This is a genomic window from Parabacteroides distasonis (genome assembly GCF_004793765.1).
Classification (GTDB): Bacteria; Bacteroidota; Bacteroidia; order Bacteroidales; family Tannerellaceae; genus Parabacteroides; species Parabacteroides distasonis_A.
Genome location: NZ_SRYM01000142.1, coordinates 1 through 866, shown reverse-complemented (window position 1 = coordinate 866; position 866 = coordinate 1). Strand labels below are relative to the sequence as shown.

Below are 866 nucleotides of genomic sequence, written 5' to 3'. Positions count from 1 at the left end.
TCCATAAAACCGTCGGGAGTCTGATACATTGTATCTGACAGAATGCTGTATTTCAAGCTTTTCTTCATTTTGGTGACGTATATTACGCCTCGCCGTGTAAGCTGCTCGAACTTCTCATAGTCGATATATGCGCGGTCCATTGCCATTATGTCGCCTTTGTTCAATGTTGCAGGCTTGAGCATGAAGGAGTCGTTTGTAGCAGCTGATGTGAACTTTATATCCGACGGCACACCTTCGTTGGCATGGATGACTGTATGTACTTTGATTCCACCTTTCTTTTTTCCTGTCTTTGGATGGCGGCCGACACCCTTGAAAAGCAGGTTTGAGAACAAGGTGATGGTCGTGGAATCGATAATCTGAAGACGTTTCATCCATTTTGGAGTCTTGCCGTTCCGGCTGTCCGAAGAAAGAACATGTCGGTAAGAGGCATATAAATCACGGTATATTGCCTCAAATATGGCTTCCGGACGTCTTTTGTTGGCGTCGGCAAGTGTACTGCGTCCAATCTTAAATGTGATGCCCAGATGCGCCAGTTTGCGTGTCTCGGCAAGCAAACTGGCTGTTATCTCCCGCAATGAGTCGAAACGCATTATCACGGCATAGAGCATTACCACCAGATGAATCCAGCTGTTGAAGCGTTTGGTGTACCTCTCACCGCCGTTATCACGACTATAGGCGAGAACTTTTGACTTATCAAGCAATTTTATAACCTGATAATAAAGCGGATGTCCGCTAAAATGACTATTTTTGCGCATCGGTTGTTTTTGATTTTTGGCGAAACCAAAGTAATCGAAAAGGGTCGACTCCTGCAAATGGAATCGACCCTAATTTTATCTTGCAATAAAAAGGTTTATCGGACAGCAATA

General features: G+C 44.5%; 1 protein-coding gene. It reads right to left on the bottom strand.

Annotated features, from left to right (window positions below; genetic code table 11):
• The coding region (locus E5342_RS19100; RefSeq protein ID WP_135960088.1) for a DUF4372 domain-containing protein at positions 1-755 on the bottom strand (755 nt) is incomplete at its 3' end.
• Positions 756-866: the final 111 nt, after the last annotated feature.